Origin of the sequence: Streptomyces sp. NPDC017936 (genome assembly GCF_044328485.1) — a bacterium.
Lineage (GTDB): Bacteria > Actinomycetota > Actinomycetes > Streptomycetales > Streptomycetaceae > Streptomyces.
On sequence record NZ_JBIRHK010000010.1, the window covers coordinates 38,062 to 61,578 of the forward strand.

The 23,517-nt window shown below is 71.4% G+C and carries 23 protein-coding genes; 10 read left to right on the top strand and 13 right to left on the bottom strand.

The genetic code is table 11. From position 1 onward, the window contains the following. Positions 1–46: 46 nt before the first annotated feature. Entirely contained in the window at positions 47–1,627 is a 1,581-nt protein-coding gene (locus ACH4F6_RS21580) for a helix-turn-helix domain-containing protein (RefSeq protein WP_397961886.1), read from the bottom strand. A 218-nt stretch (positions 1,628–1,845) separates the two neighbouring features. Here ACH4F6_RS21580 and ACH4F6_RS21585 point away from each other — a divergent pair, with 218 nt between their 5' ends. The 3 genes from ACH4F6_RS21585 to ACH4F6_RS21595 all read left to right on the top strand — a co-directional run bounded on the left by ACH4F6_RS21585 (position 1,846) and on the right by ACH4F6_RS21595 (position 3,326). Continuing rightward, complete coding sequence (locus ACH4F6_RS21585; RefSeq protein ID WP_397961887.1) at positions 1,846–1,977, top strand: hypothetical protein; 132 nt, start codon at positions 1,846–1,848, stop codon at positions 1,975–1,977. 198 nt (positions 1,978–2,175) lie between these two features. Then, a complete protein-coding gene (locus ACH4F6_RS21590; RefSeq protein ID WP_397961888.1) occupies positions 2,176–2,637 on the top strand; it encodes a hypothetical protein in 462 nt (153 codons plus the stop codon). Between the two features lie 392 nt (positions 2,638–3,029). Further along, positions 3,030–3,326: a zinc-ribbon domain-containing protein gene (locus ACH4F6_RS21595; protein WP_397961889.1), complete on the top strand. Its 297-nt coding sequence runs from the start codon at positions 3,030–3,032 to the stop codon at positions 3,324–3,326. Positions 3,327–3,367: 41 nt separating this feature from the next. Here the strand turns inward: ACH4F6_RS21595 and ACH4F6_RS21600 are convergent, their stop codons facing one another. After that, positions 3,368–4,048 carry a hypothetical protein gene (locus ACH4F6_RS21600; RefSeq protein WP_397961890.1) on the bottom strand — a complete coding sequence of 227 codons (681 nt, stop codon included), beginning with the start codon at positions 4,046–4,048 and terminating at the stop codon, positions 3,368–3,370. 172 nt (positions 4,049–4,220) lie between these two features. On the opposite strand from ACH4F6_RS21600, the gene ACH4F6_RS21605 reads away from it, so the two are divergent. Next, positions 4,221–5,369 (top strand): C40 family peptidase, encoded by a 1,149-nt coding sequence (locus ACH4F6_RS21605; protein WP_397961891.1) that lies wholly within the window; start codon positions 4,221–4,223, stop codon positions 5,367–5,369. A 36-nt stretch (positions 5,370–5,405) separates the two neighbouring features. Beyond that, complete coding sequence (locus ACH4F6_RS21610; RefSeq protein WP_397961892.1) at positions 5,406–5,999, top strand: hypothetical protein; 594 nt, start codon at positions 5,406–5,408, stop codon at positions 5,997–5,999. Between the two features lie 49 nt (positions 6,000–6,048). Here ACH4F6_RS21610 and ACH4F6_RS21615 read toward each other — a convergent pair whose 3' ends face one another. From ACH4F6_RS21615 to ACH4F6_RS21630, 4 genes are all read right to left on the bottom strand, one after another. Then, positions 6,049–7,053: a MinD/ParA family protein gene (locus ACH4F6_RS21615; RefSeq protein WP_397961893.1), complete on the bottom strand. Its 1,005-nt coding sequence runs from the start codon at positions 7,051–7,053 to the stop codon at positions 6,049–6,051. Positions 7,054–7,432: 379 nt separating this feature from the next. Continuing rightward, positions 7,433–7,852 (bottom strand): hypothetical protein, encoded by a 420-nt coding sequence (locus ACH4F6_RS21620; protein ID WP_397961894.1) that lies wholly within the window; start codon positions 7,850–7,852, stop codon positions 7,433–7,435. A 156-nt stretch (positions 7,853–8,008) separates the two neighbouring features. Further along, on the bottom strand, positions 8,009–8,536 hold the full coding sequence (locus tag ACH4F6_RS21625; protein ID WP_397961895.1) for a hypothetical protein: 528 nt from the start codon (positions 8,534–8,536) through the stop codon (positions 8,009–8,011). A 209-nt stretch (positions 8,537–8,745) separates the two neighbouring features. Then, on the bottom strand, positions 8,746–9,654 hold the full coding sequence (locus ACH4F6_RS21630; protein ID WP_397961896.1) for a hypothetical protein: 909 nt from the start codon (positions 9,652–9,654) through the stop codon (positions 8,746–8,748). 143 nt (positions 9,655–9,797) lie between these two features. Between ACH4F6_RS21630 and ACH4F6_RS21635 the strand changes: the two genes are divergently transcribed. Further along, complete coding sequence (locus tag ACH4F6_RS21635) at positions 9,798–10,640, top strand: hypothetical protein (RefSeq protein WP_397961897.1); 843 nt, start codon at positions 9,798–9,800, stop codon at positions 10,638–10,640. 15 nt (positions 10,641–10,655) lie between these two features. On the opposite strand, the gene ACH4F6_RS21640 is transcribed toward ACH4F6_RS21635, so the two are convergent. The 3 genes from ACH4F6_RS21640 to ACH4F6_RS21650 all read right to left on the bottom strand — a co-directional run bounded on the left by ACH4F6_RS21640 (position 10,656) and on the right by ACH4F6_RS21650 (position 14,598). Beyond that, the gene (locus ACH4F6_RS21640; RefSeq protein ID WP_397961898.1) at positions 10,656–11,189 is read right to left on the bottom strand and encodes a hypothetical protein; all 534 of its coding nucleotides are present in this window, start codon (positions 11,187–11,189) and stop codon (positions 10,656–10,658) included. A gap of 86 nt (positions 11,190–11,275) precedes the next feature. Next, a complete protein-coding gene (locus ACH4F6_RS21645; protein WP_397961899.1) occupies positions 11,276–11,848 on the bottom strand; it encodes a hypothetical protein in 573 nt (190 codons plus the stop codon). Further along, positions 11,845–14,598 carry a hypothetical protein gene (locus ACH4F6_RS21650; RefSeq protein WP_397961900.1) on the bottom strand — a complete coding sequence of 918 codons (2,754 nt, stop codon included), beginning with the start codon at positions 14,596–14,598 and terminating at the stop codon, positions 11,845–11,847. The genes ACH4F6_RS21645 and ACH4F6_RS21650 overlap by 4 nt, the downstream gene beginning before the upstream one ends. Before the next feature lie 241 nt (positions 14,599–14,839). Between ACH4F6_RS21650 and ACH4F6_RS21655 the strand changes: the two genes are divergently transcribed. Continuing rightward, on the top strand, positions 14,840–15,478 hold the full coding sequence (locus tag ACH4F6_RS21655; RefSeq protein WP_397961901.1) for a hypothetical protein: 639 nt from the start codon (positions 14,840–14,842) through the stop codon (positions 15,476–15,478). A 63-nt stretch (positions 15,479–15,541) separates the two neighbouring features. Next, complete coding sequence (locus ACH4F6_RS21660; protein ID WP_397961902.1) at positions 15,542–16,126, top strand: hypothetical protein; 585 nt, start codon at positions 15,542–15,544, stop codon at positions 16,124–16,126. A gap of 42 nt (positions 16,127–16,168) precedes the next feature. Here the strand turns inward: ACH4F6_RS21660 and ACH4F6_RS21665 are convergent, their stop codons facing one another. The 4 genes from ACH4F6_RS21665 to ACH4F6_RS21680 all read right to left on the bottom strand — a co-directional run bounded on the left by ACH4F6_RS21665 (position 16,169) and on the right by ACH4F6_RS21680 (position 21,451). After that, entirely contained in the window at positions 16,169–18,850 is a 2,682-nt protein-coding gene (locus ACH4F6_RS21665) for an ATP-binding protein (RefSeq protein WP_397961903.1), read from the bottom strand. Positions 18,851–18,853: 3 nt separating this feature from the next. Then, positions 18,854–19,402: a hypothetical protein gene (locus tag ACH4F6_RS21670; RefSeq protein ID WP_397961904.1), complete on the bottom strand. Its 549-nt coding sequence runs from the start codon at positions 19,400–19,402 to the stop codon at positions 18,854–18,856. A 72-nt stretch (positions 19,403–19,474) separates the two neighbouring features. Beyond that, on the bottom strand, positions 19,475–19,765 hold the full coding sequence (locus ACH4F6_RS21675; RefSeq protein WP_397961905.1) for a TcpD family membrane protein: 291 nt from the start codon (positions 19,763–19,765) through the stop codon (positions 19,475–19,477). Between the two features lie 147 nt (positions 19,766–19,912). Beyond that, the gene (locus ACH4F6_RS21680) at positions 19,913–21,451 is read right to left on the bottom strand and encodes a conjugal transfer protein (RefSeq protein ID WP_397961906.1); all 1,539 of its coding nucleotides are present in this window, start codon (positions 21,449–21,451) and stop codon (positions 19,913–19,915) included. 201 nt (positions 21,452–21,652) lie between these two features. Here ACH4F6_RS21680 and ACH4F6_RS21685 point away from each other — a divergent pair, with 201 nt between their 5' ends. Both ACH4F6_RS21685 and ACH4F6_RS21690 read left to right on the top strand, forming a co-directional pair. After that, on the top strand, positions 21,653–22,795 hold the full coding sequence (locus ACH4F6_RS21685; protein ID WP_397961907.1) for a hypothetical protein: 1,143 nt from the start codon (positions 21,653–21,655) through the stop codon (positions 22,793–22,795). Then, positions 22,777–23,517, top strand: coding sequence for a class I SAM-dependent methyltransferase (locus ACH4F6_RS21690; RefSeq protein ID WP_397961908.1), 741 nt, complete (start codon positions 22,777–22,779; stop codon positions 23,515–23,517). The genes ACH4F6_RS21685 and ACH4F6_RS21690 overlap by 19 nt, the downstream gene beginning before the upstream one ends.

A 23,517-nucleotide genomic window follows, 5' to 3' on the forward strand; every position in this document is an offset into this window, starting at 1 on the left:
GGACACGGCTCCTGGACCCGGCCGACGGCCAGGACGCGCACCCGTCCTAGGAGTCGACGGGCACCCACCGGCGTGCACCGGCGTCGTCGGTGCCGTACCAGTAGTGGGGCAGGCCCGCGATGCCGCTGGTGCGGAACGGGTGGCCGTGGTCGTCGACGCGGACCGTGCCGGTGCGGCCCTGGGAGGACCAGTCGAGTTCCAGGTACCAGGCGCAGTCGTGGGCCTCGGTCGTCGCGGTGACCAGCAGCACCTCCGGGTCCTCGGCGGAGACGCGGTAGGGCAGCCGCGCCGCGGGGAGGGGCTTTCCGGTGTCGCTGCCGGGCCGGGCGCGGGCGATCGGGCGGTCGGCGTCCAGGTTCACGGAGAACTCACGGGGCCTCAGGTCGCCGCCGCAGCCCTGGTCCATGGCGTACGCGGTGCCGGTGAGCGGAGTGCCGCGGCTGACGACACGGACCCGGAGGGCCTCCAGGACCACGGCCGTGGACGACGTGCCCTGCACCGAGATCTGCACCATCGTCCGCCGTCCGTGCACCGCCCCCTGCGTCGCCGCCCACACCCCGGCGTCCTGCTGATCCGGTGGCGGGGGCACCTGGGCCGGCTTCTTCCCGATGACGTAGTCGTGCCCGCAGCCGCCCTCCCAGACCTGCGAGTCGGCGGTCCAGGCGAGCGGCACGCCGGTCGACACCGCGGTGTCGCCCCCCATGCCCTTCTCGTCCTTCTCGTCCTTCTCGCCCTTCGGGTCCGGCGACGGTCCGTTCTTCGACCCGGGGCTTCCCGAAGCCCGTGCTCCTGCGGAGGGCGAGGCCGGTGAACGGCCGGCGGAGGGGCCGGTCGCGGTGGCCGAGGGGTGGTGCGACGCGCCGGCCCCTGTCGTACGGGACCGGCCGGGTGCCTCGGCGGAGTCGTCGTGGGGCCGATCGGCCGACAGCGCCGGCAGACTGCCCAGCGTCACCAGCAGGACGGTCGCCGCGGCGGCGCCGACGGCGGCGCGGCGACGGCGGTACCAGGGCCGTCCGGTCGAGCGGGCCGCGTCCCGCTGGACCGTCGGCCCGGGACCGCCCGGTCCGGGACCGCCCGGTCCGGGAGCGTCGGGAGCGGGCAGCCCGGCACCGGGAGCGGGCAGCCCGGCGTCGGGTGCGCCCGCGTCGAGTCGCGGCGGCGCACCGCTCGTGCCGCCCCCGTCACCACCGACGCCGTCCGCGCCGCCGCCCGTGCCCCGCGACGTCCGGCTGTCCGGACCCGGAGTCCGCTCGTCCCCTGTCGGCTCCGGCGCTTCCTCGGCCTCTGCCGGTCCCGCTGTCTCCTCGGTCCTCGTCGGCTCCGCCGCCTCTTGGATCCTCGTCGGCTCCGCCGCCCCCTCACCCGCCCTCGGCCGCTGCCGTGCCGTCACCGCGAGCAGCCACAGGCGGTGCAGTTCGAGGCGTTCCTCCGGTGTCGCCCCGCAAAAGGCGGCCAGGCGCTCCACCGGGGCGTAGTCCTGCGGGGTCGCCTCGCCCGTGCAGTAGCGGTGCAGCGTGGAGGTGTTCATGGTGAGGCGCCGGGCCAGGGAGCCGTAGCTCCGGCCCGTGCGGTCCTTCAGCCGACGCAGCAGCGCCGCGAACTGCTCGACGTCGTCTCCGGTCGACACCGTTCCCCCGTCCTCCCCGTGTCCCCGTGTCCCAGGCGGTCATGTACCTGCACGTCAGACGGGCTGGGATGGTTCCACTCACGCCGGACGGGCGTCCGGCGTTGCGCCGGGCCGCCGTGACGGCTGAAGCTCTTGGTGTCGCACCGACCAGGGCCGGACCGACCAGTCGGCGGCGGGCGGCGGACGACACCCATGCACTCATCCACAGGGGGACAGCCATGCCCGAGCGCACCCGAGCAGACGCGCTCCTCACACTCGCCGCCACGGGCCTCGCCCCCGGCGCGACGCTCGCCACACCGGCGAAGGCCACAGCCGAGGCCTGCGACTCCTTCGGCGCTTCTCGCGGCTGAACGAGGACAGCAGGTCCGGCACGGCACGCGGCCTTCGCGGGGACGCCCGTCACGGTGCGCACGAGCCGCACCGACCGCACGACCGGGCCGCCCTCCGCCACGGGGGTGGGGAGGGCGGCCATCGCCACCGACAGCGCCGTCCGGCGCCACAGCGCCGTCCGGCGCGATTCGACACGACTCGGAAAACGGAGAACACCCATGAGCAGCAAGACCCGCACCGCTGTGACGGCCGGCGTCCTCGCCGTCGCCCTCGGCCTCGGCGCCACCGCCCAGGCCTCCGCCGGCGCCCCGCGCAGCGTCAGCGGCAAGCCGTCCGACGACATCACCCGCATCGCCGACTTCTACGGCACCTACATCGACGCGGTGCTCGGCGAGGACCGCGGCACCCTCGGACAGGCCCTGCGCGGCCACTACCTCACCCCCGCCTTCCAGGAGGAGCTGGCGGCCTGGGAGGACCAGGAGCACGCCGACGGCGTCCTGCGCGCCCAGAACGTCCCGCTCGCCTGGAAGGTCACCGACAACGGCACCGTCGGCACCCACACGGAGGCCGTCGTCACCCTCACCTGGGGCGGCGGCACCACCACCAAGCTGGTCGTCGACATGACCCGCGACAGCCACCGGATCTTCCACATCGGCGACAAGGGCGTGGGCCGCAAGTAGTCGCCCCGGACGCGGCCGCAGCCGCGGCGTGAGGACCCGGAACGGTCGCAGCCCGAAGGCCACGTCGCCTTCGCGCAGCGGCCGTTCCGGCAGGTCCGTCACCTCGTCCCGGCCCCGGGAATCCGGGCGTCCCCGTGAGGGATCCCCTTCGGCGCCCTCGCCCTCGCCCTCGCGGAGAGGGGAGCACACGTCTCCGAGCCGATCGTGCCGCCGGACGGGTCGCTCTCGTCCCGGCGGCGATGGACAGGGCGCATGCGGTCACGGGCCGGGGCCGCAGACGTCCTTTGGTGGGGCGCCCCGGCCGGGCAGCAGGGGAACGCCGTGTTTTCGGTGGCCTGTGGGGGTCAGGCGGGAGAGGATCGGGGGAACGCACCGCGGAGAGGGCCGGCAGAGTGATCATTTTCGGGACCAAGGGGTACCTGTACCAGCTCGCGATACTGACACTGGTGTGCGACCGCTGCGGGAATCCCGCCGCGCACACGCTCAGGAAGCGCGTCACCAAGTTCACTTTGTTCTTCGTGCCGCTGTTCCCGGTGTCCACCAAGTACTTCACGCAGTGCACCTTCTGCGGTGCGGAGCAGAAGGTGGACAGGGAACAGGCGGAGCGGCTGCTGGCGCAGGGCGCCGGCGGCGCGGGGGGTCAGGGCGGCGAGCCGTACGGGCAGCCGGACGGGCAGCGGTACCGGTAGTGACCAGCGACCGCGGGTGAGCGGGGGCTCGCCCGTCGGCCTCAGCGGCGCTCTTCCTTCGTCTTGCGTTCGGACGGGAGGAACGCGTCCGGGTTGACGTAGCGGACGCGGCGCAGCCACAGGGCACCGCCGCCGACGCTGGCCATGACGAAGCCGGCGAGGGTCAGCAGCAACAGGAGGCTGCGCAGGAGCGTGGCGTCGATGCGTTGGTACGCCGCCCAGCCCCCGGTGCACAGGACGGTCCCGGCGCCGAAGAGGGCGAGTGAGCGCCAGGACATCCAGGTCTTCAGTGCCTCGACAGGGTCGCCGTCGACCCACAGCAGTTGTGAACGGCGGTTCCGCACAGCTGTCTTGGCGGAGGTGACGGCGCCCTCCGGCTCGCCTTCCGGGGTGAGGTCCAGGTACTCCCAGAGGTCGGCCAGGGCCTCGTAGGCCTGCTGGTCGTCGTAGTGGACCGGCTCGACGGGCGTGCCGTCTCCGAGGGCGGTCTCCTCGTCGGCGCGGCGCTGGAACTCCTTGTTGATGACGTCGGTCGGCACGGGGGCCGTACCGGCGAGGATCTGCCGCAGGTGCCGGCAGAAGGCGCCGATGACGGGCTTCTGCCGGACGGAGTGCACCGCTTCTTTGAGGTCGGCCATGCCGCTCTCCCCGTAGGAGAGGTAGTCGCGCATGACAACGGCGAGCGCATGGGCGGGGGGTGCGGGGGGCGGCTGTTCGGTCACGGGGTTTCCCTTCCCAGTCAGTGCCGTCATCACATGCCCTGTGCGGTGCCGACGTTGACGCCGCCGTCGATGCCGTCATACCCAAGGAGATTGAAGAGTATAGACACTTGCTCGTAGGGTATAGACACACAAGCATCCTGACGGGTGCGGCCAACGGGGGGCACACCGACCAGTGGACAAGAAGACCCTCATAGTCATCCTCGCCGCCTGCGCATTTCTCTTCAGCGGTTGTGGAGTGATTTTCGTGGGCGGAGCGGCCGTCATGGGGGCGGGCAGCGTTCTCAATTCCGCGCTCGGCGCCGACGGCGGCGAGGACGGAGAGGGCGACGGCGTCCCCGGCGGGACGGTCTGCGACCCCGGTGGGGAGAAGATCCACACCCACGTCCCCGGCGTCGGCGCGTACACGGTGACCGAGGAGCAGATGGGCAACGCGGCCATCATCGTGCATGTCGGCGAGAGGACCAAGGTGCCCGACGACGGCCTGGTGATCGCCATCATGACGGCCCTTCAGGAAAGCCAGCTGCGCAACATCAACTACGGCGACCGCGACAGTGTCGGTCTCTTCCAGCAGCGGCCTTCGGCGGGTTGGGGAAGCGTCGAAGAGATCATGGACCCGAACTACTCCGCCAAGGCCTTCTACGGCGGCCCCAACCACCCCAGCCCGCCCAACCCCCGCGGTCTGCTCGGCGTCCCCGACTGGCAGCAGATGGACAAGGGAGCGGCCGCCCAGGCCGTGCAGGTCTCGGCCTTCCCCGACGCCTACTCCAAGTGGGAGGGCGTCGCGGGTCAGATCGTCGGCCGGGCCAAGAACATCAAGTGCGACGACGTCGGCCTCAGCGGGGACGTCGGCAAGGTGATCCGGGCGGCGAAGGCACAGATCGGCATCGACTACTGCTGGGCGGGCGGCGACGCCAAGGGCCCCACCTACACCGAGTACTGCCCCTCGGGCGTCTCCAAGGGCTTCGACTGCTCGGGGCTCACCCTCTACGCGTACGCCCAGGTCGGCATCACCCTGGGCCACTACACCGGCGACCAGTGGAACTCCGGGACCCGGGTGGCCTCGTACGGGGCTCTCAAGCCGGGAGACCTGATGTTCTGGTCGAACACCGGCACGGTGGGCGGCATCCACCATGTGAGCATGTACCTGGGCAACGACCAGATGATCCACGCGCCGCGCACCGGGAAGACCGTGGAGATCGTCGAGCACGTCAGCAAGAACCGCTACTGGATGGACCAGTGGATCGGCGGCTCGCGGCTGCTGAAGAACTCGTCGAGTGGCAGCGGCGCCGCCGACCAGGTCAGCGACGGGACCAATGACTAGGCCGGGCCCGGCCCCACGCTTCGCGAGGAGGACCCTGTGACCGCAATGCCCCGCCGCGCGGCGGCCCTGTGCCTGGCGGCGCTGGCCGTCGCCGTACTCGGCGGCTGCACCGAGGACGAGGAACCGGAGGCCGCACCCTCGTCCTCCGGGCCGTCGGTGAGCGCCGCTCCCGGTTCCGGCCGGCAGTCGGCGTCGCCGGCCGGGGACGCCACGGCCGGCCCCGGCGCCACGGCGGTCGACCGCGGCGATCCCGAGACGGTGGCGGCCGCCTTCGTCGACGCCTACGTCCGGCAGGACTGGACGGTCGACGGCCCCCGCGCCTACCTGGAGCGGATCGAGCCGTACGCCACCGCCGCGTACCTGGAGAAGCTACGGGACACCAGCAGCGACCGCTGTGACGTCACCTGCGCGGCCGCCAAGAAGGGCGGGGTCTCCGTCAGCGCGGACGCCATCGAGACGGTGATCCCGGACGAGGCCCCGCGCACCCCGACCGAGGTGTGGGTGCAGGTCACGTATGTGGAGCGGACCAGCTGGAGCAACGGGGGCGACGGCAACGACACCGGCATGAACCTGAAGCTGGTCAAGTCCGACGGGACATGGCTGGTGGACGCGCGGATGGGCAGCGAGTAGTCAGGCGGCGCGGGCACGGATCGGCAGGGGGCCGGCGGGCGGGTGCGGCTCAGCGGGCGGGCGGTACGGCGGCGAAGCCGTCCGCCAGGATGGCGGCCAGATCCATGTACCCACCGCGCGTGGCCGACGAGACCTGGTCGTAGTGGATCGTGCCGCCCATGTACAGCTGCTGGTCGTAGGGAATGCGGATCACGTGGGTGCACAGCTGACGGAAGTAGTCCACCAGCGTGTTCATGTTGATCCCGACGGCCTTGGGCGAGTCCATCGTGATCACGACGACGGCGTCCCGTACGAGGTGCGGGTACCCCTGCGCGTGGACCTCGTCGAGGGTCTTGGCGGCGCGACGGGCCGCGTCGAAGCGCGGCGCGGCCACCACGACCAGCCGGTCGGTGGTGGCGAGCGTGCCCTTCATCGCGGAGTGCTTCATTCCGGTGCCGCTGTCGGTGATCACGATGTCAAAGGCACGGGTGAGGATGTCCTGCGCGGTGCGGTACTGCTCCTCGTCGAACAACTCGCTGATTTCCGGGTTCTGTTCGCTCGCCGCCACCATCAGCCGGTCGGCCTGGCCGAGGTACTGGTGGATCTGCAACGGATCGGTCAGCCCCGGGCCGCCCGTCTCACGGCGGCGGCGGTCCGCGGTGACCAGGTCCCGGACGGTCGGCATGACCCGCTCGCCGAGCAACCGGTCCGCGAGGGTTCCGGCATGCGGATTCGCGTCGATCACGACCGTACGGTCGGCCCGGTACCGGGAGAAGGTCAGCCCGAGCATGGCCGAGGTCGTCGTCTTGCCGACACCGCCCTTGATGCTGGTGACGCTGATCCGGTAAGGCCGCGGCACCGGTGTCTGCAACCGGACGAGCCGCTGCTGCTCGGGTCCGGAGACCCGGCCGCCCCTGCGGCGCAGGAAACCACGCCGGGCGTCGGCGGTCTCGGCGCCTGCTGCCGGGGCGTACTGACCGAGGTACGGGTGGGGCGTGACGTAGGGATTGACGGAGGTCGAGGGCGCCGGGGAGACGGCTCCGTCGGGCAGCGGTGCGGGAGCCTGCTGCGGCACGGGAGGCGTTCCGCCGGACGGCGGGGCAGCGGCCCGGGACGTGACGGAGGTGCCGTACGGCAGGGGCGTCCCGTCGGGCGACCAGGCACCGGTCGCGGTGCCGGGCGGCAACGGAGCGGGAGTCACCGCCCCGGAGCCGGTGCCGTTCGGCAGCGGATCCATGGTCCGCGGGGCCGAGCCGGCGGTGTTCGGCCCGGGTACCGGGGACGAAGCGGGTGACGCGGGCCGTGGCGGGAGGGTACGAGCGTGGCTCGGGGGCAGTTCGTCCTCGTCGACATCCGCGCGCGACGACGCCCCGAAGGCGTTGTTCTCGGACACCCTGTTCTCCCCCACCGTTCAGTGCCCGCCGGCTCCTCAGGCCGTCAACCGATCCACCGCACTAGTCCTTCGGAGTGTACAAGGACAGCAGTCGGCGGCTGACGGTCTGCGGCCGGGTGGGCTTGCCCGTCGCATACTTGACCAGCATCTCTTCCAGGATCGCCGTGAGGTTGGTCCCCTCCACCTCGGCTCGTGCGTGGGCCATGGCCAGATAACGCGCCGGGAAGCGGTTGACGACCGGCACCTTGCGGGCGTTCTCCGGCGGCAGCTCCGTCGGGATCTCCGGGCGTTTGGCGCCCTGGCGCTTGGGTGCCTGGCTCAGCTCGTTGCGCCGGCGCCTGCGCAGGACACCGAGTGCTTCCTCCTCGGTGATGGGACCGCGGTTCGACGTCCACTCGAGGGGCTCGAGTTCCCCGGGCAGCGCCACTTCCTCATCCACGCCTTCCGGGCGGCGGGTCATCGCGGCCTTCGACGTCACCATCCGCCGGCGATGGGACCGCCGGGGAATTTCCGAAGTGCTCATCGCCTCTCCAGCAAATGATCGACGACTCGGGGCAGACGCTCACTGCACCGAGCGCCATATCACTGTGTACAGACACTACAGCATGCCTTTCGGTACAGCCATGCCATGGGTTCCTCACAGCCCCATTTCGACATCGACCTGCCCCAAAACCGCCTTTCCCGAGTCGAGTTCCGACCAAAAACGATCCTCGGCGTCCGGTTCCCCCAGGTTCACGTCGAAGCAGATACCCAGCAGACACGAGGTTCCGGATCCGAGAGCGGCCCATTTCTCCGGCACGTCCCAAGACCTGCCGCCCAGCAGCCACGGGTATCCCGCCAGATCCACGGCCACCCCCCGCTCGCCCAGCCGCACGCTGACGTGCGGCACCTCGGCGATCTCCGCCATCTCGCCCCTGTGAAGGCGGGTGAATCCCCACACCCCCGACAGGTAGTCCAGGTCGCTCTCCATCGCCGGACCGCCACAGGCACCCGCGCGGCACATCTCCCTGTCGTGCGCCACGAACAGTCCTCGGGGCAGAGACAGCAACAGCGTCGGCTCGAGCGGATCGATGACGTCGGATATTCGCGCGGACCATTCGTGTTCCGGTACATCCAGGGTGAGAGATCCCCAGATCTTTCCGCGCACGGCATTCTCTTGCTTCACTGGTCGCTCCCCCGAACAACGCCTCGGAGTCATGCAGCAGTTACAGCTGCAACTCCCTTTTCAGGGAAACATCATGTCAGCCCGAGCGGTCCCGGCGAGTCACCGTTCCGACACAAGCCGATGCTGACTGTGCATCAACAAGCCTGCGAGGTAGGGGATCGAGCCGGTTCCGGGGGTCCCGGTCCCGGCAGGCCGCCGAGCGCGGCACGTCAGGCGCCGGCACCGCGGGGGGCGAGTGAGGCCCGGCGCCTGAGCCCGTCCCGGTGTCGCCGCGCCGCGTCCAACTGCCGCGCCGCTCCCGGCACCTTCAGCCACATCCGGACCACCGCCTCACCGATCCGCTCGCTGTCCTCCGGGTCGGCGACCAGCCTCCAGCAGTAGTGGGCATTGCCGGCGTTCAGGAGAAGCTGGGCGCTTCGCCCGCCGGACGCGTCCAGCCAGGCGGCGGCGAGGTCCAGGTACAGGTCGGCCGCGCGTGACCAGTCGTGGGCGAGGGTGCTGATGTGCGCACGCACCGCGCGGGCCTGGAGAACGTGCGGATGCGAAGAACCGAACAGCAGCGCGACCTCACGCTCCAGGTCCACGGTCAGTGACATGGCGGCCTCGATCCGGCCCGCGTTCCCCGCCTCGGCGATCCGGACCAATCGGTCACGGAACCGGTCCGGCGGCTGGGGCGTCTGGACGATGTCCGACCAGCCCGGATTGAGCACGATGGTCTCGGTACGCGGCCCACGGGACGAGGAGGGCGTGGCCCGCAGCGAGAGGGTCGCGGCCCCTCTTCCGGAGGGTCCTCCCGGAGGGCTCCCGGACGTACCGCCCGACGTGTCCGGCGGAGGCTCCTCCGCCTCGGCGTCCTCCTCGACCAGTCCGTTCGGATGGACGACCAACGGCCAGACGGAGCCGTCCGGCTCGAACGCCAGGGCGCGCAGCGGGCCGCCCCGGTCCGCCGCCATGCCGACGGCGGTCCGGATCGCGGCTCCGCGCACGGCGGACGGGTCGGTCGCGTCGGTCACGGTCACGGGGATGCCGCCCACGCTCGCCCGGCCGTTCTCGTACACCACGATCGCCAGCGGCGGAGGCTCTTCCGCGGCGCGGGATCCCGCGCCCGAGTCGCTCATCGAGAACCCCCTTCGTGGCTCGTCCCGCCGAGGCGGGCGTACGGGCATGGGCGGTCGGAAACGGGGCCCTGAATGACAGTCCCCACCATGGTAGAGCGACCGTTCGACAGTACACTGTGTATTGACACTAGCGAGGGGGACGGATGAGCAACGCAAGTGCTGTGGGCATGACCCCATGGGTCAGCCTGGCCGTTCAGGCCGTCGGTCCGACGGGGGACCGTCCGTACGACGCCTGGCTCGCCGAGGTCGAGCGGACCGCTGTCGATCTCTGGCTGATGTCGGCCCCGGGCGGCTCGACCGCCCTCCAGGCGGAGGCGCTCTCCTCCTGCCTGCCGGTCGCCGGTGTGCTCACACAGGCACACGTCGACGGCGGACAGGGCAGGGCCCGGCTCGTGCTGCGGGTTCCCGACGGCGAGGGCGACGACAGCCGCGAACACACTTTTCTCACCGAGGGGCTCGCGCACCGCCGGGCGCGTGACGTGCTGGAGCGGGCGCAGTCGCTCATCGGCAAGGGCGTGCGCCTGTTGCTGACCGCGGGCGGATCCGGTGAGCAGCGGGTGCTGCACATCAGCGACTCGGGCGAGCGGGAGCGCAACGGCGGGCCGTGGAGCGAGCAGGGCGCGACGACGGCGTCGGTGCAGCAGGCCACCGCACCCGTACAGGAGCACCAGCGCCCCGCCGCGCCGACCCCTGCTCCCGTGGCGCCCGTGGCACCCGCGTCGCCCCCGGCGCCCGTCGAGACGCCGACGCCGCCCACCGCGGGCGGGGTCACCTGGGAGGAGGGCTCGGTGTCGGTGTGGCGGAACATCGACCGCAGCTGGCCCAAGGAGTACCGCACCTCGTGCCTGCTCTCGCTGCGCGAGCGGGTGCGGGTCGACGACCGGGGCCTGGTGATCAACCTCGACCAGCTGATCGACCTGGCCCACCAGCTGCCCGACCCCGACACACCCCGCGGCAAGGACATCGCCGCCCGGCACCCGGCCTGACAGCTGTTCCGGGGTTCACGTACGGCGCGCCTGCCGCACCCGGCGTACGGCGCGCCGACCGCGTTCCTCGGCCCTCGCCCACAGCACCAGCGCCCCGCCGAACAGCGCGCCGAGCAGCCCGGCCCGGCCGCCCAGGGCGGCGTAGACCAGGGCGCCGCTCAGCGAGGAGGCCAGGAAGGCCCAGGCGACGGTGCGCCAGCGCGCCGTGCGCGGCGGGTACATGTACACGACCATGACACTGCCGACGGCGAGCGCCGCGCAGGCGACCAGCGCCTGGGCGTAGTACAGCCGCCAGTCCACCATCAGCGAGGCCTGCTGGCGGATGAGTGTCACCCAGATCAAGAACGAGAACAGCACCTTCAGGTGTGCCATGACGCGCAGGGATCCGGCGGAGGCCGTCCGGCCCCACCGCCGGCCCGTCCCCGTCCCGGCCACAGCCTTGCCGGAGCCACCGGCCGGCCCCCTGTTCCTGCCCTTGCCGCCGCCCGTGCTCGGGCCCGGGCCGGTGTCCTTGTCCTTCTTCCTGTCCGCGCCCTTGCCCTTGCTCACGCCTTGGCCCCGGCCCGCGGCCACGGTCTTCGTCCGGCTCCTGCCGGCCCCGGGATTCGTCCTCGCCGTCGCTGCCACGACCGTCCTCACTCCCCCTCCAGCGTCACCGAGGTGACGACCCAGCCGATCTCGTCCTGCTCCAGTGCCAGGTTCATCCGCAGCGGACCGGAGTCCTCGCCGGTGTTCATGACCACGCTGACCTCGGCGGTGCCGTCCTCCTCCGCGGCCGGGTCGGGATCGCTGACGGACGTCACGGTGACCTCTCCGCCGATCTTCGACAGATGCTGCTCCCAGTCGTCCGGCAGCCGTCCGCCCACTCGGGACGCGGCGTCGGAGCCGAGCCGCGGCAGTCCGGAGACGAAGGAGTCGGGCGAGGTCTGCTGGGGGTCGTACTTGACGTACGCTCCCGCGAAAGCCCGCGCCACGTCCTGCGGAGTCGACTCGACGCTCAGCGCGCCCGCGTACCCGCTGTCGATCATCGACGCGGGACGGGGGACGTAGAGCGGGGACAGGGGGCGGGCCACCGGGGCGGTGGGGTCGGCCCCGGCGCCGGACGCCTGCTGTGCGGCGCGCGTCCGGCTGGAGATGTTGTTGAGGACGAGTCCGAGGACGAGCAGCGTGATGAAGAGCGCGGCGAGCTTCCTGCCCCGGTGGCTCATGCGGCACCGCCCCCGCTCCCGTTCCGCGCCCCGGCGTCGATGCCGGCCGCCAGGCGTACGTTCTGCAGCGCCTGTTCGACCTGCTCGGCGGGTGCCTTCATGTTGGCCAGGACTCCACGGAGCTCGTTGAGCGCCGTGGACATCGTGGTGGCCACCGGGATGTCCTGGGCCAGTGACTCGACACGCTGGAGGAACTCCATGCGGTCACGCGGCGCGTTCAGGTCCTGCGGCACGGACGACAGCTCGCCGGCCACCCGCGAGACCACCTCGACCCGGATCGGCGTGTTGGCGGGCAGGCCGACGGCGTCGATCCGGTCCGGCAGACCGTGCTGCTGGACCAGGTTCGCGGCGGTCATGCGGGCCGCCTCGGTGTGCGGGCCTCCCGAGTCGATCTGCACCTGGAGCGCCCGCAGGGCGACACCGGCGGCGTGGTGCTGGTCGATGTTCTGCGCTCCGTCGTACATGCCGAGGACACGGTCCAGGTTGGCGGCCGCGCTCTGGTGGTTCAGGCCGCCCTCGCGCATCAGGTCGGTGCCGCTGGACACCGGGCGGACCCGGCGTTCGGGGTCCACGCCGCCGTTCGGGCTGCGGCGCAGGTTGTTCGGGTGCAGCGGGTCGTCCGGGTGCCGGATCCCGCGCGGGTCGCGGATCGACTCGAAGTACTCACGCTCCATGCTGTCCGCCCGCTCCGTGTTGCCCAGGCGGCGCTCCTCCTTGATCGCGCTCATCGCGGCCTCGTGCGCGGGCTTGACGGCCTTGTGGGCGCGCTGCATCCGCAGGCCCTGGCGGACCGCCTCGCTCTGCTCGGCCACCCGGCTGCGCTCCCTCTCCTCCACGCGCTCCTGGCGGTTCTCGAAGCCCTCCTTGCCCGCCGCCTTGGCGTCACCGAACCTGCCGGCCGCCGCGCGGGTGCGCCGCCCGAGACCCGGCGCGTTCTTGAGCACGCCCTGGCCCGCGCCACGCATGCGCATCCCGAACGTGGCCTTCTGCCCGGCCGCCGCGGCGGCCGAGGAGGCGCCCGCGGCACCCGCGACCGCGCTGGCCCCGCCGGTGGCGACGGCCAGGCCGGCCGCGCCGGCCAGTTGGGCCGTCTGCTTGGCGAGGTTGGATCCGACGCCGACGATGGCGTCGCCCGCGTTCTTGTCGCCCACGGCCATGCCGGACAGGGCGCGCATCGCCGGCTTGGCGTAGACGCCGAGCAGCACCGTCATGAGCGCGCAGGTGAGGATCTTCAGCAGCCAGCCCTGGTCTCCGCCCGGGGCGAGGATGAGGGTGTCCATGTAGGTCACGATCACCAGGCCAAGACCCCAGCCGACCTGACGGAACAGGTTGGTCAGGAACAGCTCGCCGAGCTTGATGGCCGCGACCCTGGAGGGGCCGGGGAAGATGCCCAGCAGCAGGTAGAACGGCGCGAAGATCATCAGGGTGAAGACGCCGAGCTTGGCGGCCAGCAGCATCGCGCAGATGAAGTACACCGACGAGTTGATGATGATGCCGCCCATCACGCTCATCGCGGCGGCGGAGAGGCGGGCGGTGAAGTCGTTGCCGCTGGCGATGTTGATGACGTTCTCGTCCTCGGGCTTGACCTGCCGCGTGTCCTTGCCCCACGGCCAGACCTGGCTGTCCTCGCCGCCGAAGCACATGCGGAAGTTGTGGTCGCTGTTCTCGTGGCAGAGGTCGTTGGCCCACAGCTTCAGGTACGGCACCTTGTCGACGTAGTGCTTGTTCCAGGCCATGGCGCCGGACTTGGAGTCCTCGCCGACCTCGTCGCTGTTGCCGTTCCACTGGACGATGCCGCTGAGGACCTTCATGCCGTCCTCGTCGATCTTGCCCTCGGCGGTCAGACCGATGAACTGGGCGTTCAGCATCGCCGGACCCCACTTGTTCGCCGCATCGGAGTCGTTGCCCACCTGGCCGTACAGCCACGGCGTGTACACCAGCGGAACCCACAGGGCGTCCTGGACACAGGACGCCGCGTCGGCCTCCTTCTGGTTGTTGCACAGACTGGTGTTGTCGGCGCCCCCGGTGGAGGGCAGTTCGGCAAGGGACTCGTAGCCGGTGGCCGTCACCTCGCCGACGATGCTGTTGATCTTCGATCCGGCCGCGGTGGGATTGGCCTCGAACCAGAAGAAGAGACCGGCGATCAGGAGCATCCAGCCGAAGCCCTTGAAGACGGCGGTGACTCTGCTGTTCGGCCCGAGGTTCTTCATGCCCAGGTAGATCCCGCCGAGGGCGCCGACCAGGCCGAGGAACGGAGCCGCCACGTCCGACATGGCGCCGGCGACGTTGGCGATGGGTTCCTGGAGGAAGCTGAACGGGTCCTCGCCGAAGGACCAGCCGACCAGCGCCATCGTGAAGAGCGCGAAGATCTTGGAGAGGTTGAAGATGCTGTTCGGCAGGAAGTTGGCCAGGCGGTTCATGGAGAAGCAGCCCGGCTTCCAGCCGAACGCGTGCCACTCCAGACCGGCCATGCCGTAGCGGTGGTACGAGGGCTTCGGTCCCTTGTAGGGCCACTCGTCGGACTTCGGTATGTACGTGGCCATGTCCGACGCCTTGACGCTCGTGTCCACCTGGTCGGTGCCCAGGAACGACTCGAGGCCGCCGCCGCGGACCTGCGGCGCCGGTACGTCGAAGGGCCCGCACATGGCGGCGATGTCGTCGGCGATGGCGTACGAGGGGGTGGCCATCGTGAACCACAGGGTGAACGTCGACAGCAGTGCCAGCAGCACTCCGGCCACGCGTCGCCTCACGACCCTCATCCGCGCACGTCGCGCACGCCCGGGCCGAGGGCTCTTCGAAGCCGGTACGTCACGGAAGGACGTCAGCCTGGAGCGGGCCTCAGCAGTCGAGGCGATAGCCATGAGGATCCCCCGTGGTTCCTAGGACTTTCACTCGATGTGTATATACGCTAGAGACGGTAGCACGCGGGTCGGACACAACTGGCGTGGTTTCAGGCTCGTATGAGGCACACGTGGGCGCAGGGGGCAGAGGATGGGGCACGACCGCGGCGGGCGCGGAGGGACGCCGTCGATCCACCGGAGCGCGCTCGACAACCTGCGCCGCGGTGCCAGGCCCGTCCTTCTCTTCCTCGCCGGGGTGTTCGGCCTGATGGCGCTGTTCGTCGGCGGAGGCATGTTCCTGACCTGGCGCAGCATGCCGACGGTGCCGACGGGCACCGGCGAGCCGACCGGTGTCGGGGCCTCCGCCACTCCGGGGGCGCCGGCCTCCGACGCCCGGCGAGCCGGACTGGTCGCCTTTCTGACCGACGCGGTGCGCGAGGACGGCACCCGCTGGTTCCCGGGTTCCTCCGCCGACACCGACGGTCTGACCTACACCCCGCTGTCCCCCGGCGACCCCGGAGGCGGCCGTCCCGACGGCCTCGCCCGCGTCTCGTACCACGACCTGCCCGCGACCGACGTGCGCACGGTGCTGGCGGCCGTGTCCCGCAACGGCGGAATCGACCCCTCCGGCCTCACCGTCGTCTCGGCCGACGGCGCGGACGAGCAGTGGACGCTCCGTTTCACCGTCCCGGTGCGCGGCGGCGGTGACCCCCTCGCGGGCGAGGCGGAGGGCTACACCACCTCGTCCGGAGCCTCGGTGATCCTGCGCCTCGTCTACCCGCGGGCCTAGTCGGAGTCCACGGGCCGCCCCCCTGCCCGTACGAACGAATCCCGAACGCGAAACGGAGACAACGTGCTGAAGGCAAGGCACACCAAGGCTGCGGTCATCGCCGCCACGGCGGCGCTGGCCCTGGCCGGCTGCGGAAGCGGCGACGACGGCGGATCCGGCAAGGAGGACAAGCCGTCCGCCTCTCCGTCCGTGCCGGCCGACCCGTACCAGAAGGCGCCCTGGCGCCTCCAGGTGGTCAACCTCCTCACCGCTCTGCGCACGCCGGAGGACGGCACGTACCGTTCCTGGATGCGGGACGACCCCGAGCTGTGGACCCAGGACTTCATCTACACGCCCCGCGACGCGACCGCCCCGGGATGGTCCAACCGCGGCTCCGACGGGGCCTCGGTCGTCTACCCCGGCAAGATGGACCCGGCCGAGAAGAAGGCGTTCTTCAACGGCATCACGCTGGACAACACGGTTCTGCCGGACACGCTCACGGTCGTCGACGCCGGGGACGAGACCGTCGCGGGTGACAACCAATTCCAGTTCACCTTCAAGGTCGAGACCACTCAGGGCAAGTGGGTCACGGGCATGGCCATCGGCAGCCCCGGCACGGAGGCCGCCAAGGGCCACATCACGCGCCTCAGCTACGACCCGGGGCAGTAGCCAGGACCTCGGCCGCCCCCGGCACCCCGGGGGCGGCCCCGCTCACACCCCGAGCAGCGCCTCCGGCGGCACCGGGTCGTCGTCCTCGTTCACCGCGCCCTCACCGCCGGCCGCCCCCTTCTTCGCCTCGATCTCCCGGCGCGCCCCCGCCGCCTCCTCGCCGAAGATCTCGGCGATGATGCGGGTCATCTTCTCCGGGTCCTTCTCCGGGTTGGTGTCGAAGATGTCGAGGACGAAGTCGTGGATGAACTCGACCTTGACGCGGGCGAGTTTGCCCGCCCGGTCCTTGAAGACGCACACGCCCTTGCCGGCCCCGCTCAGCGACAGGACCGCGTTGACGTTGGCGTCGTTGACCTCGACGCCGAGGAACTCGCAGGTCTTGACCGCCTCCTCCTTCGACGTGGTGCCGAAGGCCCAGACACCGGTGACGAAGCTGGAGTCGAAGTCGCCCGCGGACTGCGAGATCAGCCGCAGGAAGGTGTTGCGGGAGCGGCCCAGGCGCTTGATGCGGTCCACCAGGGTGCGGGCGCGCGGGTTGTCCTTGCTGGTGTGCCACTCGTCCCAGGTGATCGACTTGGGGATCGCCGGGTCGAGGGTCGCCATGATGTTCCAGGTGTTGTCCGCCATCAGGCCCGAGATCACGTCCGAGAGCAGCTCGCGCTCGGACATCATCTCCGGCGGCTTGCCGGGGTCCGGCAGCTGGAGGCCCAGCGTGCAGAAGATCACCGTGTAGCCGACGGGGATGCGGAACGGCCGCGGGGCCCGGCCGAACACCAGCTGGCCGAGCTTGGTCCGGGACACCTCCCGGTAGCGGCGGGCGGGCGGGCCGGAGAACTGGCGGCAGCGCTCCTGGTTGATGTTGGACGGCGAGGGCGGCAGCTTCTCCCAGGCCTCCAGGATCTCCACCACCCGCATCAGGTACGTGGAGCCGCCGCCCTCGTTGACGGCGGCGCCCACGGCCTGCCGGATCACGTCGCCGAAGTCGCTTCCGTGCTGGCCCGCCAGCAGGTCGGGGACGAGGCGCAGCAGCGTCTCGCGCATCAGCTGCGCGGCGTCCTCGGGCGTCTCCGCCTGCGAGGCCGGGTCCAGCATGCCGGGGTCGGCGTCGTAGACGTTGACACAGATGATCTTGTCGGGGTTGAGGCCCAGGTCGGCGGCGTACTTCTTCAGCACCAGGTAGTCGCCCTTGGGGTCCCACACCACCTGGGTGATGCCGCGCAGCGCGTCCTCCCAGACCGGCTTGAGGCCGCGGCTGACGGTCTTGCCGCCGCCGGGGTCGCCGGGCACGCCCTCGGTCGGGGCGACCTGCGACTGCGTCGCGTACAGCATGTGGTCGACGAAGACGGGCTCCGCGGGCTGGCCGCCGGCGCCGATCGTGTACCCCTGGTACAGGCCCTCGCCGTCGCCCACCGAGGGCGAGATGTGGGGCATGCCCGCGGCCACGTAGTCCAGCGGCACGCGCCGGATGTAGTCGCTGTCGAGCGGGCGGCCGCCGGGCAGCGACTCGTAGAAGAAGAACTTCTGGTGCGTGGGCGGCGCGTCCATGGTGTACCCGGCCTCGCGCATCGCCCGCACGAAGTCACGGGCGTTCTCCCGCAGCCGTTCCTTGTCGGTGTCGGCGACGCCGAACAGCGCCCGCATCCGGACGAACGGGGTGCGGTGGTGGTCGACCATGTACTTCATCTGCGTGGCCAGCTCACGCTTCTGATGGTACGTCAGGTCGGTGGCGACGCCCGCTTCCTTGTCGTTGAAGAACTGTTCCTCGACGTTGCGCAGCGCCTTGTCCGCGTCCTTGCGGGTGTCGTTCAGCTCCTGGATCTCGAAGCCGATCGACTGCACGACGGGGAACGGCAGCGCGTCGGCGCGGTGCAGCCACAGCGTGCCCGGGAAGCTGACCTCCTCGGGTCCGAGCGAGAAGGCGAACCAGATCTGGTACGAGGTGCCGGTGACGGTCTCGTGCCGCAGGCACTTGTACTCGTACTTGCCGATCCGGCCGAGCGGCTCGCGCGTCACCTCGCCGCCGCACAGCGCCTGGAGCTCGCCGGGACCGTAGCGCTGCGGCGGCACGGCGGACGGGTCGGGCGCGTGCAGGCCCGGATGCGTCAGGTGCAGCAGGAGCAGCTCCGCCTCCTGGCGGCCCACCGGCCGGCAGCGCAGCGGGGACCCGGCCAGGGTGTTGCGGACGTCGCCGGCCATGTCGTGCCAGACCTCGATCTCGTCGAGGGGCGGCATCTCGTCGTCGAGGTCCAGCGGCTTGCGCATCTGCTCCCACATGCGCTGCACGCGGCCCCAGGCCCCGTTGTACGCCGCCCGGTCGCCGAGCCGGACGACGAGGTAGACCCGCTTGATCGGCCAGACGGCGTCGTTGATCCGGTCACGGGTGTCGGCCAGCAGACCGGGCCAGCCCGGCGCCGGGATGCCCTGGCGCTGGGTGCGCTCGTCCAGCCGCTGCGCCCAGGTGTCGGCGTTGAAGGGGAACTCGGTGGTGATCAGCCGGGTCTGGTGGGCCACGCCCCGGGGCAGCCCGGACAGCCCGGCGTACACCTGGGCCAGGCCCGCCCTCTTGTCGAGCGGGCTCATCAGCTCCCAGCTGCGGGTGGGCACGCTCACCAGGGTGTACGCCCCGTCGGCGTCCAGCAGGATCCGGTCGTCGAGGTACCGGTAGCCGATGCGGGACGGCGCCTGGTAGCCGTCCGGGAGGAGCCGGGAGACGACGTTCTTCACCTGTCAGGCCTTCCGTGTGCTGGTCGACTGCCGCTGTTCCTCGGGGGGTCCCGCGGGCGGTGCGGTCCGCCACCCGTTCGGCAGGGGGATCCGGGGCGCGAGGCCCGGCAGCAGGTCCGGCCGGGCGCGCCAGAGGACGATGCGGTACGCCGCGGGGCCGTGGCCCTTGCGCACCGGCACCCCCCTGCGGTGCACGGGGTCGTCCATCCAGTCCCTGACCTGCGCCCGCACCAGCCCGAAGATGCCGAGGTTGTGCCGGATCGGGCGGCGGGAGGCGGCCACCGCGAAGACCGGCGGCACGAACAGCACGAAGAGGTACGGGATGCCCTTCGGGGCGCCGGCCCCGAACAGGTGGGCCACGACCTTGATCGGCGGCGCGAGGATCATGTTGTAGGCCATGACCCACACGAAGAGGGTGAGCGCGAAGATCTTGATGTCGTCGACGAACAGCCCTTCCTTCAGCGGGATGTTCGCCTTGCCGACCTTGCGCAGCGCCTTCTTGACCTTGAACGCCTCGGTGTAGTCCCGCAGGGTCACGGCCTCGTCGCCCATCGCACCTCCCCCTCCCGTCGGTTCACCGCGCGACACTGCGCCGGGCGGCCCGCGGGCCGCCCGGCGGATGGATCAGGAACTCAGGATCGGGTCCCAGACGTTGTCCTTGATGAAGCCGCCGCCGTCCTCCAGCAGAGCGGTCGGACTGTCGACGATCATGAAGGTGAAGCTGCCGATCAGCAGGATCGTGACGACGACCATCCACTTGCGCTGGGCCTGGGTGAAGAAGGCCGCGACGACGGCGAAGACCACCGTGGCGGCCAGGATGGCCTTGCCGATGTTGCTCGTCTTGGTCGTGATCTGGTTGGCGTCCGCGAGGTAGACCATGTCGGCCGCGTTGGCCATGAGCGCGTGGCTGAGCATTTGGATGTCCTGTTCCTCTTCTGCTTGGCGCGCAGGAAGCTACGTACTCGCGCGAGTCGATCGTATAGACACAAGTTGGATGCGGCATCCGGATTCCCCCGTCGGGAACGCCATCCCCCGCGTTCACTCACTATGTATAGACGACACTCAAGAGGACGTGGATGCACTGGCGTTCGGCTGTTGCACGCCTGTTGATGTTGTTGCACTCGGGTAAGGAGCGGGACTCTGCGAGTACATGCCGCCCGTGCCCTCGGAGGGCTGGACGTCCGGCAGCAGGTCACCGCCGACCGACCCGACCGTGGGCGCCGGGTCCGAGGCGAAGTACCACTGGTTGTTCCGCTTGACGATCTCGACCCGGTACATCGAGGTCTGCGACGCCTTGCCGTCGACGCTGAGCAGCGTCGTGGTGAAGGTGACCGTACGGCGGTCGGCGTTCTGGCCCTTGCCCGCCACCGGCACGTAGACCGTCTCGACCGTCGGCCGGCCGCCCTCGCCGGCACCGGTGTACGCGCCGCCGAGGCCGAACGAGACCGCGCCGGGGAGCAGGTAGCGGTCGAGGTTCACCGTGTCGCTCTGCGCCCAGGCGGCGAGGAACGGCGGCAGCAGCTCCGTCTTGAGGGTCGTCGCCAGCGCGGAGTCGTTGGACGCCTGGTCGCCGGCGTCCTTCGGCGGCGACGTCAGCCCCGCGCACGGCACGTAGACCGGCGCCGCGGTCAGCCCGAAGGCGGTCGATCCGCCGCGCCGCACCGTGTACACCGGCACCGCCACGCACCGCCAGGAACCGTCCTGCACCTGCACGGTGCCGCGGACGACTCCCCGGTCCTTGCCGGACACCTCGACGTCCTCGCTCATCACCAGGTCGATGACCGTCTGCCGGCCCTGGCCGTTCCAGCCGAGCTGCTGGTCCAGCCCGTTGATGGCGTACGGCTGGAGGGCGCGGGAGCGCTCCTCGGCGTGCTCGGTGTCGTAGTCGGCGAAGATCTTGACGAGCGGCGCCGCCCACAGGACGGCCGCGCCCCGCGGGAAGTTCTCCGCCGAGGCCTTCACCCGCGCGTCCACCGCGGCGTCGACCTGCGCCTTGCTCGCCTTGCCGTTGACCTTCACGAACAGGAACAGCAGCAGGAGGATCCCGAACAGGCCCAGCAGGCGCCGCACCAGGATGCCGCGGCGCGGGCCCGCCCACATCTGGGCGGAGGAGACGTTCGAGCGGTCGGCGGCCGACGAGGACGTCCTGGGCTTGGCGAAGGGGTTGTGGAACCAGCCGTTGCCGGCCGGGGCCTCGGACCGGCCGCCCTTCTTGCCCTTGCCTGAGGCGCCGCCGCCACCGCCCGTGTCGCCGCCGTTCCCGGCGGCGGGTCCGGACTGTTCGGCGGCCGCTCCCGCCGTCAGCTGACGTTCCGTCATGACGACCTGGGACGAGGGCAGGTGGGACGCCGGGGCGCCGTCGCCCGCCGGCCCCTGGGCCGGACCGCCCGCGGCGAGCCACGGGTTGGGCGGGGCGGGCGGCTGAGCGGGCTTCTTGCGGCGGAACGGGCCGCGCGAACGGCCGCCCCCGCCGCCACCGCCCCGGAGCAGCATCTCCTCCGTCAGCGCCGGCACCTGCCGGCCGCCCTGCGCCTGTCCGCCGGGCTGCTGCCCGGCGGCTCCGCCGTACTGCGGAGCGTCACCCTGAGGCGGCACTGCCACGGCTCCCCCTTCCGCTGCCACCGATGCCCGGGCCGGACGGCGGGACAGGTCTCCACCGGCCTCTGTCCCTGCGCAAGCCGACCCGCCCTACTAGTGTATAGACAAGTAATACACGGGGACGACGGTTTCACCAACTGTATAGACACAACTGCTACAGTCACGGGGTCCGGCCAGGTCGTACGACGGGGGAGGTGTCGTCTGGTGGGTGATCGCAGCGACGTGGTGACGGTGGACGAGCCCCTCGTCGCGGGGGACTTCGAGCCGCCGCCACCGCCGTCCGTGCGGGAGGTCCTGTACCGCGTCAGCCTGGGGCAGCCCCTCGCCGCGGACAGCGTCCGGCGGGCGATGCTGGACCTGTTCACCGTGCCCGTCCGCACCTCCCGCGACACCCTGCTGGCCGCCCTGCTGAGCGGACTCATGGCCCGCGGTCCCTCGGAGGACGAGGTCGTCGAGGCGCTGACCGCGGCCCTGTCGCTCGACGGCGACGGCACCACGCACCTGCCCCCACCGCCCGGCTCACGGCTGCTGCTCCTCGCGGGCAGCGGCAAGAAGGGCATCAAGTCCTTCAACATCTCGACCTCGAGCGCCCTGGTGGCGGCGGCCGCGGGCGCCTCCGTCGTCAAGATCGGGTCACGGGCCACCTCGTCCGTCATGGGTTCCAGGGACCTCGTGGAGAGCCTCGGCCTGCCCCAGAGCCGCACGGACGAGGAGATCCGCGAAGCGGTCGGGCGCACCGGCATGGCGTTCGTGCCCGTCGAGGACCGCATCCCCGTGTTCGACTCGGTCTACGGAGGACGGTTCCACGTCCTCAACCCGCTCAGCTTCGGCCTGGCCGCCCTCGCGCCCCGGCTGCGCGGCGGAGTGCTGGTCTACGGCCTGGCCCACCCCGCGGTCGACCTCTCCGCGCGCGTGCTGCGCCGCTTCGGCGTGCGGGAGGCGCTCGTGGTCGCCTCGGGCAACGCCGACGGCTACTTCGGCGACGAGTTCGGCCTCGGCGAGCAGTCGCTGAGCTGCCGGGTGACCCGCGGCGAGGTGGGCGAGGTGGAGGTCGCCGGCCCGCGGGACCTGGCGTCCCGGGGACTGCCCGCCCCCGGCCACCCCGTCCGCGCCCCCCGCTCCTCCGCGGAGGCGGTCCGCTGGGTCCTCGACGCCCTCGCCGGCGAGGGCAGCTCCGAGCACCGGCACCTCATCGCCCTGAACAGCGCCCTGCTGCTGACCACGGCCGGTGTCGCCCGCGACCTGTCCGACGGATACCAGCTGGCCCTGGACGTGCTCCGCAGCGGACGCGCCTGGGCCAAGGTCGAAGAACTCCGGAAGGAATCCCTGTGCCGACAGACGGTGTAGCCGTTCACCCGACCGCTGAGCCCGCGCTGGACCCCGAGGCGTACTTCCTGCCCCTGGGCTACCGGCAGCACTCCGTCCCCGAGTACTTCGACGACGTCACCGACGACGGCATCGTCTGGCAGCCCGACGTCTACCCGTTCGCGGCCGGTGTCGCCGCCGCGCACGGCTGCGACACCGTCATCGACCTCGGCTGCGGCCGCGGCGGCAAGCTGGCCGCGCTCCACGCCGAGCAGCCCGCGTGGACGTACGTGGGCGTCGACATCGGCTCCAACATCGCCTGGTGCCGGGACCACCTCGGCTTCGGCGAGTGGCTCGAGGCCGACCTGGAGACGTGCGACGCGCTCCCGCTCCCGGACGAACTGCTGGCGCGGTCGGTGGTGATCTGCTCGGACGTGCTGGAGCACCTGGTGCGTCCCGAGGTCGCCGCGGACCTCATCGGCTCGATGCTGCGCCGCGGCGCCCCGGCGGCCGTGCTGTCCACGCCCGCCCGCGAACTGCGCGCCGGCGCCGCCCACCCCGGGCCGCCGCGCAACACCTCGCACGTCCGCGAATGGGCGAGCCGGGAGTTCCGCGCGTTCCTGGAGTCCCGTGGCCTGGCGATCACCGAACAGTCCCTCACCCGCAGCGACGACGGCGGCGGCGGCGGGCTGACCACCCAGCTGGTCCTGCTCGGCCCCGCGGCCGGGTCCGCCGCCGCACCGGCCTCCGGGACGGTGCGGTGA